Here is an 8140-nt window from a genome sequence, read left to right as displayed (position 1 = left end):
GCCCGGGTGGGCGGGGGGGCGCCGGCGCCCGCGCGCGGCGGCCTCGCTTACGGAGTGCCCGCTGTACTGGGGGTCTGCGCCCCCGCGCCCCCCCCCCACCCCCCTGCAGCCGGGGGCGCCCCCGCGACCCGCGCCTGACTGGCTGGGGGACGTGTCCCTCGGCGTCGAAGCCTGGGCCGGCAAGACCCCGCTGGTCGAGCCCTCGCCGCCGTCGGTCGAGCCGTCGTCGCGACGAAGGAGCGACGACGTGTCGAGACCAACACGGTCCCGTCAGCGCAAACCTCGCCCAGCAGACCCCGCAGACCCCAAGAACGACCCCGAGCCCGACCACGAGGCCATCGCCCGCAAGATCCTCCTCGACGCCCTGACCGGCCAGGCGCGCAGCCGCAAGGAGCTCGCCGACAAGCTCGAGAAGAAGGAGGTTCCGGCGGCCCTGGCGACACAGCTGCTGGACCGTTTCGAAGAGGTCGGCCTGATCGACGACGAGGCCTTCGCCAAGGCCTGGATCGCCAGCCGACAGCCCGGAAAGGGTCTGGCCCGACGAGCCCTGGCCCAGGAGCTGCGCCGCAAGGGAATCGACGACGACGTGGCCCGCGACGCGCTCGACGAGATCGACCCCGACGACGAGCGCGAGGCCGGCCGGAGGATGGTCCGGCGCAAGCTGCGCTCCCTGGAGCGCTTCGACGACCAGACCAAGACCCGGCGTCTGGTCGGGATGCTCGCCCGCAAGGGATACGGCGCCGGTGTGGCCTACAGCATCGTTCGTGAGGAGCTCGCTCTGGCCGATGACGATGGCACCGGCGGTCTCGTGTCAGAATCCGATCTGTGAGTGAGCAGCAAGAGCGCGAGATCCTGACCTACGACCTCTTCGGCACCGCAGTGCGCGACATCGCCCAGAAGGTCGTCGACAGCGGCTACGAGCCCGACATCGTGCTCTCCATCGCCCGTGGCGGCCTGGCCCTGGGGATGGGCCTGGGCTACGCCCTCGACGTGAAGAACCTGTCCGCGGTCAACGTGGAGTTCTACACCGGCATCAACGAGCGCCTCGACGTCCCGATCATGCTCCCGCCGACCCCCGCGGCCGTCGACCTGACCGGGATGAAGGTGCTCATCGCCGACGACGTTGCCGACACCGGCAAGACCTTGGAGATCGTCCACGACTTCTGCGAGGGCCACGTGGCCGAGGCCCGCACCGCGGTGATCTTCGAGAAGCCGTGGACGGTGATCAACGCCGACTACGTCTATAAGAAGACCGACCGCTGGATCGACTTCCCGTGGTCCTCCCAGCCGCCGCTCGTCGACCGCCGCGGCGGCCAGGCCCACTGACCCGGCGGCGTTAACCTGGGTCCATGTTCACGCCGGTCGCGGTCCACACCGGGACACACCGTCTCGGTGGCGTGACGCGTCCGGGGGAGAGCTGGGCATCGGCGGCGACGAGGATCGCCGGGCGACCTGCGTACGCTGTGGACCTCTCCGGTGAGGTCAAGGAGTTCTCCTCCGACCCGATGCCGGTGGTCGCACTGCGGCCGATGACCCGCGGCGACCTACCCCATCTGATCCGGTGGCTCAACGCTGAGCACGTGCACCGGTGGTACGCAGTCGACGGCGAGCCGACGCCCGAGTGGGTGGCCGACAACTACGGGCCGGACATCGACGGCAAGACCCCGGTGACGTTCTGGGTGATCGAGGTCAACGGGCGCTCGATCGGCTTCTGTCAGGACTACCGGATCAGCGACGAACCGGACTACGCGTTGCTCACCCCCGACCCGGACGCGATCGGCTTCGACTACGCGATCGGCGAGCCGGCCTTCGTCGGTCGCGGGATCGGGCCGCGGATGGCCTGGGTCTGGCTCACCTCGATCCCGCGCCGCTATCCCGGTGCGACCGCCTGCTTCGCGGCTCCCGACCACCGCAACGCCGCCTCGCTGCGGATGCTCGCCAAGGTCGGCTTCGAGCAGGGCACCTGGTTCGACGAACCCCAGCCCGACGGTTCGACGACCACGATGGTCGGCTGCTCGCTCGATCTTCGGCGCGTACTCTGCTGACCCGTCGCCGAGTCGGCTCAAACTGACGCGATTCCGCGCCGAGTCGGCTCATCCTGACCACTTCTTGTGCCGAGTCGGCGCGTCATGACGAGCCGACTCGGCACTATCGTCGCCTTATGAGCCTTCTTGACGAGCTGCGGCTGCCGGCCGGAGCGGTGGACCTGCGGAAGTACGACACCAACTCCGCGCCCGGCGTCGGCGCCGACAAGGAGACCGGCAAGCAGGTGCTCGCCGAGCTCGGCCCGACGCTGATCGAGCTGCAGACCAAGCTGTTCGCCTCGAAGGAAGGCGACGACCCCAGGCGGGTGCTGCTCATCCTGCAGGGGATGGACACCTCCGGGAAGGGTGGCGTGCTCAAGCACACCGTCGGGCTGGTCGACCCCGTCGGCGTGAAGATCACCAGCTTCAAGGCACCGACCGACGAGGAGCGGGCCCAGGACTTCCTGTGGCGGATCGAGAGGTCGGTGCCGGAGCCGGGCTACCTCGGTGTCTTCGACCGTTCCCAGTACGAGGATGTGCTGATCGGCCGTGTCCGCGAGCTCGCCTCCGCCGAGGAGATCGAGCGGCGCTACGACGCCATCAACGACTTCGAGAAGCGCCTGACCGACGACGGCACCGTCATCCTCAAGTGCATGCTCCACATCTCGCCCAAGGAGCAGAAGAAGCGGCTGCGGGCCCGGCTCGAGGACCCGACGAAGCACTGGAAGTACAGCCCCGGCGACATCGACGAGCGGCAGCTGTGGGATCGCTACCAGGAGGCGTACGAGATTGCGCTGGAGCGCACCAACACCGAGTACGCTCCGTGGTACCTCGTGCCGAGCGACAAGAAGTGGTACCGCAACCTGGCCATCGGCGAGCTGCTCCTGGAGACCCTGGATCGCCTCGACCTCGACTGGCCCGCGCCCAGCTTCGACATCGCCGAGGAGAAGAGACGACTGGAAGAGGACACCATCTCGTGAGTCTGGAGACGGTGCGGGTGACTCGTTATGTCACCCCGCTCCGGGAAGGCGGAAGCCTGCCCGGGATCGTGGAGGCCGATGACCTCGGCACCTACGTCTGCAAGTTCCGTGGCGCCGGACAGGGGTTGCGGGTGCTGGTCGCGGAGGTGATCGTCACCGGCCTGTGCCGGGCGCTCGACATCCCGACCCCTGACCAGGTGGTGCTCGACCTCGACCCCGAGATCGCCCGCTACGAGGCCGACGAGGAGGTCCAGGACCTGCTCAACGTCAGTGCCGGGCTCAACCTCGGCATCGACTTCCTGGCGGGTGCGTTCGGCTACGACGCCGCCTATCAGCCCGACCCGTCGCTGGCCGGGCGGATCCTGTGGCTGGACGCGCTGATCGCCAACGTCGACCGCTCCTGGCGCAACCCCAACATGCTGCTGTGGAACGGTGCGCTCTACGTCATCGACCACGGTGCCTCGCTCTACTTCCACCATGTCTGGCCCGGCGGTGGCGGCGACCCGGCGCGCTATGCCGCGCAGCCCTTCGACACCTCCGAGCACGTCCTGCGTGCCTACGCCGACCAGGCGCTCGCCCAGAACGACGACCTCGCCACGCGGCTCGACGACGCGGTGCTGGAGAAGGTGCTCGCCGACGTACCCGACGAGTGGCTCGAGCCCGTCCCCGGCTACGACACCCCGGAGTCGCTGCGTGAGCGCTACGTCGCGTTCCTGAGGGCCCGCCTCGACGGCGGCCGCCCGTGGCTGCCTGTGGCCGAGCCCGCCCAGGAGGCGTGATGGACGCCTACCAGTACGTCGTGCTCCGCTGCGTACCTCGTCCCGAGCGCGAGGAGTTCCTCAACGTCGGCGTCGTCCTCTACTGCCCCGAGCAGAAGTTCCTCGCCGCTCGGTGGAAGCTCGACGAGCAGCGCCTCGCCGCCTTCGCCCCCGGACTCGATCACTCGCTCGTGCGGGCCGGCCTGGAGTCGGTGGACCTGATCTGTGCTGGCGCCGCGCACGCCGGCTTCGGCGCGGGCGTCCGCGCCACGGCGTACGGCATACGGGCCCTCTCCGACAACGAGTCGGCCCGCTTCGGCCTCCTCAAGGCTCCGAAGTCCACGGTCCTCCAGCCCGGCCCCGTCCACGGCGGCGTCACCACCGATGCCGCCGCCGAGCTCGACCGCGTCTTCACCCACCACACCACCTGACGCCCCCGGTGGTCGCGCCGCCGGTCCCGAGGGGCGTGGGGGTGTCGCCCCAAACACCTGCTGATCGGCGCTCGATTGGACTGTGTTGGTCTCGACACGCTCGCTGGCGCTCGCGGCTCGACCAGCCGTGGCGCGGGGTGGGTCAGACCGGGACGAGCTCGACGGCGCCCACGGCGTAGCGAGCCAGGATGGTGCGGGCGACCTCGGGGTGCGCGCCCATCGGGTCGCTGACCGCGACGGCGCCGGCCTCGAGGGCGAGCTCCTTGGCGCGGTCGGGCAGCTGTCCGGGAGCCAGGAAGAGCATGCCGACGGCGATGTGGCGGCGACCCTCGGCGCGGAAGGCACGGACGGCCTCGCCGGTGGCCGGCGGAGCGGCCGAGGCGTACGCGGCCACGACCGGCAGCTTGTGGTGGGAGCCCCAGATCCGGGCCAGGCGGGCCACCGACTGGTTGGCCAGCGGGTCCGAGGAGCCGGCCGCGGCCAGGACGAGGGCGTCGAGCTCGCGCACCCGGGCGTCCTTCAGAGACTCCCGGAGGCGCTCGTCGAGCACCTGCAGGAAGACGCTCTCGAGACCGAGGATCGCGCTGGTGTGGATGCGCAGGCCGGAGTGGCGCGCGGTGGCCTCGGCGATGACCGAGGGTACGTCGACGCGGGCGTGGAACGCCTCGGTCAGCAGGAGCGGCACGACGACGATCTCGTCGTGGCCGGCCTTGACCAGCTTGTCGATGACGGCCTGGAAACGCGGCCGGGAGTGGTCGAGGAAGGCGGCTTCGATGCGGAGGTCGGGGCGCAGGGCGCGTACCTCGGCAACGAGGGCGTTGATGGTCGCGGCGGACTGCGGATCGCGGCTGCCGTGAGCCAGGGCTACCAGAGCGGGAGCTGCCATTGTCTTCATCCTTCGGGTGTTGCGGGGAAAGGTCGGAAAGTCTGTGGTCAGGCGTGGATGCCGCACTCGGTCTTGCCGGTGCCGGCCCATCGCCCGCTGCGCGGGTCCTCACCGGGGGCTACCCGGCGGGTGCACGGCGCGCAGCCGATCGAGGGATAGCCGTCATAGACGAGCGGGTTCACGAGCACTCCGTTGTCCTCGATATATCGCTCGACCTGCTCGTCGGACCATCGCGCCATCGGCGATACCTTGACCTTCTGGCGCTTGGCGTCCCAGCCGATGACCGGGGCAATGACCCGGTTCTTCGTCTCCGCGCGGCGCAGGCCGGTGGCCCAGGCGTCGTAGGAGGCGAGCGAGTCGGCCAGGGGCTTGACCTTGCGCAGAGCGCAGCACAGGTCGGGGTCGGTCCGGTAGAGGTCCTTGCCGTACTCGGCGTCCTGCTCGGCCACGCTCTGCACGGGCGTGATCGTCAGCAGGTTGACCGGCATCGTCGCCTCGACGGCGTCGCGGGTGCCGATCGTCTCGATGAAGTGGTAGCCGGTGTCGAGGAAGACCACGTCGATACCGGGCACGACCTTGGAGGCGAGATGCGCCAGGACCGCGTCACCCATCGAGGACGTGATCGCGAACCGCTCGCCGAACGTGGCGGCGGCCCACTCGATGATCGTCTCGGCCGGGGCGAGCTCGAGCTCGGCTCCCCAGTGGGAGACGATCTCGCGCAGCTCCTCGGGGCTACGGCCCTCGGTGTCCACCCCGCGGTTTGCCCGGGCGGCTGCTGTGCTGACGCTCATCCCTGTGCCTCCTTCGTGACGTTCCGAGAGATCTGGCCCAACGACTTCAGCTGGAAGGCCCGCAGGCAGGCGCGGCACTCCCAGGACCCGTGCGTGGCTTCGTGGGGCCACAGGTCGGTCTCCCCGCAGAAGGGGCAGTGGAACGGGGTTCCCGCGCGCTCGCTCATGCAGGCACCTCGCTCAAGGCCTTCTCGCCGCGCAGCAGGACCTCGTCGGCCCGTGCGGTCCAGGCCGAGAAGGTCTCGCCGTCGGTCCGGTCGGCCAGGTAGTTGACGACCAGCGCGGAGATGTAGTCGTCGAGTCCGGCCGAGGTGACCTTGTGCGCGCGCAGCTTGCGCCCGAAGTTGGCGGTCAGCCCGGTCGCGCCGCCCAGGTGCACCTGGAAGCCCTCGACCTGGTTGCCCTCGTCGTCGAGGACCAGCTGGCCCTTGAGCCCGATGTCGGCGACCTGGGTCCGTGCGCAGGCGTTGGGGCAGCCGTTGACGTTGACGGTGATCGAGGCGTCGAGCTCCGGGAACCGCGACTCGAGCGAGGCGATCAGGTCGCGCGCCCGGTCCTTGGTGTCCACGATCGCGAGCTTGCAGAACTCGATCCCGGTGCAGGCCATCGTGTTCTGGCGCCAGTTGGAGGGCCGGGCCGAGAAGCCGATCGCGTCCAGCGCGGTGATCAGGTCCTCGACGACCGCGGGCTCGACACCGATCAGCACGATCTTCTGGTACGGCGTGAGCCGAGCGCCCTCGACGGCGAACTTCTCCATCACGCCGGCGAGCTCGACCAGGTGGGTGCCGGAGATGCGCCCGGCGATCGGTGCCAGGCCGACGTACTTCTTGCCGTCCTTCTGGTCGTGGACGCCGACGTGGTCGCGGTGGCCCAGGGGAGACTCGGGGGAGGGGTTGGAGACGAGCTGACGGTCGAGGTACTCGTTCTCGAGGACCTCGCGGAACTTGTCCTTGCCCCAGTCGGCGACCAGGAACTTCAGCCGGGCCCGCGAGCGCAGCCGGCGGTAGCCGTAGTCGCGGAAGATGCCCGCGACACCCGCCCACACGTCGGCGACCTCGTCGAGCGGCACCCACACGCCGAGCTTCTCGGCCAGGCGCGGGTTGGTGGAGAGCCCGCCGCCGACCCAGACGTCGAAGCCGGGCCCGTGCTCGGGGTGGACGGTGCCGACGAAGGCGATGTCGTTGATCTCGGGCGCCACGTCGTGCGACGGGTGGCCGGTCAGCGCGGTCTTGAACTTGCGCGGGAAGTTCGAGAAGGCCGGGTCGCCCAGGTAGCGGGACTCGATCTCGCGCAGCGCCGAGGTGCCGTCGATGATCTCGTCCGCGGCGACGCCGGCGACCGGCGAGCCGAGGAACGGCCGCGGCGAGTCGCCGCAGGCCTCGGTCGAGTGCAGCCCGACCTCCTCGAGGCGCGACCAGATCTCCGGCACGTCGACGATGTCGATCCAGTGGTACTGGATGTTCTCGCGGTCGGTGATGTCGGCGGTGTCCCGGGCGAAGTCGACGCCGATCTCACCGAGCGTGCGCACCGCGGCGGGGGAGAGGAACTTGCCGTCGGAGCGGACCCGCATCATGAAGTAGCGGTCGTCGAGCTCCTCTTCCTCGAGGATGGCGGTCTTGCCGCCGTCGATCCCGGGCTTGCGCTGGGTGTAGAGGCCGAACCAGCGGAAGCGGCCGCGCATGTCGGCCGGGTCGATCGAGTCGAACCCGCGCTTGGAGTAGGTGTAGAGGATCCGGTCGCGAACGTTGAGCGGGTCGTCGTTCTTCTTCGACTCCTCGTTCTTGTTCAGGGGCTCGGTGTAGCCGAGAGCCCACTGGCCCTCGCCCTTCTTGGGCCGGGGGATCTCGGTTCGGGTGGCGCGCTTGGCCTGAAACCGGTTGTCGCTCATGTCAGAGAAACCTTTGCGTCGGTCGTGGACGCACGGCGGAGCAGGGACGTGCTCGCGGCGGGCGCCCGGGATGTCTGTCGGGCGGCGGGCCAGCGGCTCGACGCGGGGGATGCGGAGCGCTGGGCGTCAGTGGCGCCAACAGATCGAGCTGCGGATGCGGCAATAGTCCACGTGGCGTCGAACCACGAGGTGCGCATGTGTTGCAGCAGTGACCATGTCAAGGAGTCTCAGGTAGCGGACGGTCCGCACGCAATCTGGAATCCCGATATATGAGACATTGGTCCGTTATGTGGGACGTTCCCGCTTGTTCACGCGGGCGGTGTGGCCGAGGTCACCATCTGGTCACGGTCTCTTAACCAGGCTGAGCAGTCAGTCATTCCCA

10 protein-coding genes are annotated in these 8140 nt (G+C 69.4%); 6 read left to right on the top strand and 4 right to left on the bottom strand.

What is annotated here, in order from left to right; all coding sequences use genetic code 11:
- The first annotated feature begins 247 nt into the window (after positions 1-247).
- The 6 genes from ACFV9G_RS13835 to ACFV9G_RS13810 all read left to right on the top strand — a co-directional run bounded on the left by ACFV9G_RS13835 (position 248) and on the right by ACFV9G_RS13810 (position 4193).
- The gene (locus tag ACFV9G_RS13835) at positions 248-829 is read left to right on the top strand and encodes a regulatory protein RecX (RefSeq protein ID WP_378728035.1); all 582 of its coding nucleotides are present in this window, start codon (positions 248-250) and stop codon (positions 827-829) included.
- Complete coding sequence (locus ACFV9G_RS13830; protein ID WP_091040933.1) at positions 826-1326, top strand: phosphoribosyltransferase; 501 nt, start codon at positions 826-828, stop codon at positions 1324-1326. The genes ACFV9G_RS13835 and ACFV9G_RS13830 overlap by 4 nt, the downstream gene beginning before the upstream one ends.
- Positions 1327-1349: 23 nt before the next feature.
- Entirely contained in the window at positions 1350-2045 is a 696-nt protein-coding gene (locus ACFV9G_RS13825) for a GNAT family N-acetyltransferase (RefSeq protein WP_378728034.1), read from the top strand.
- Between the two features lie 116 nt (positions 2046-2161).
- Entirely contained in the window at positions 2162-3004 is an 843-nt protein-coding gene (locus ACFV9G_RS13820; protein WP_378728033.1) for a PPK2 family polyphosphate kinase, read from the top strand.
- A complete protein-coding gene (locus ACFV9G_RS13815) occupies positions 3001-3783 on the top strand; it encodes a HipA family kinase (RefSeq protein WP_378728032.1) in 783 nt (260 codons plus the stop codon). Before ACFV9G_RS13820 ends, ACFV9G_RS13815 begins: the two co-directional genes overlap by 4 nt.
- Complete coding sequence (locus tag ACFV9G_RS13810) at positions 3783-4193, top strand: DUF3037 domain-containing protein (RefSeq protein ID WP_378728031.1); 411 nt, start codon at positions 3783-3785, stop codon at positions 4191-4193. Before ACFV9G_RS13815 ends, ACFV9G_RS13810 begins: the two co-directional genes overlap by 1 nt.
- A 142-nt stretch (positions 4194-4335) precedes the next feature.
- Here ACFV9G_RS13810 and ACFV9G_RS13805 read toward each other — a convergent pair whose 3' ends face one another.
- The 4 genes from ACFV9G_RS13805 to ACFV9G_RS13790 are packed head-to-tail and all read right to left on the bottom strand — an operon-like array spanning position 4336 to position 7758.
- Positions 4336-5079, bottom strand: a complete 744-nt coding sequence (locus ACFV9G_RS13805) for a sirohydrochlorin chelatase (protein WP_378728030.1) — start codon at positions 5077-5079, stop codon at positions 4336-4338.
- 47 nt (positions 5080-5126) lie between these two features.
- Entirely contained in the window at positions 5127-5870 is a 744-nt protein-coding gene (locus ACFV9G_RS13800; RefSeq protein WP_091040945.1) for a phosphoadenylyl-sulfate reductase, read from the bottom strand.
- The gene (locus ACFV9G_RS13795; protein WP_378728029.1) at positions 5867-6037 is read right to left on the bottom strand and encodes a hypothetical protein; all 171 of its coding nucleotides are present in this window, start codon (positions 6035-6037) and stop codon (positions 5867-5869) included. The genes ACFV9G_RS13800 and ACFV9G_RS13795 overlap by 4 nt, the downstream gene beginning before the upstream one ends.
- The gene (locus ACFV9G_RS13790; RefSeq protein WP_378728028.1) at positions 6034-7758 is read right to left on the bottom strand and encodes a nitrite/sulfite reductase; all 1725 of its coding nucleotides are present in this window, start codon (positions 7756-7758) and stop codon (positions 6034-6036) included. Before ACFV9G_RS13790 ends, ACFV9G_RS13795 begins: the two co-directional genes overlap by 4 nt.
- Positions 7759-8140: the final 382 nt, after the last annotated feature.

The organism is Nocardioides sp. NPDC059952 (assembly GCF_042730435.1).
Classification (GTDB): Bacteria; Actinomycetota; Actinomycetes; order Propionibacteriales; family Nocardioidaceae; genus Nocardioides.
Note: the sequence above shows the minus strand (reverse complement) of the source record. Positions and strands in the feature narration are given on the sequence as shown.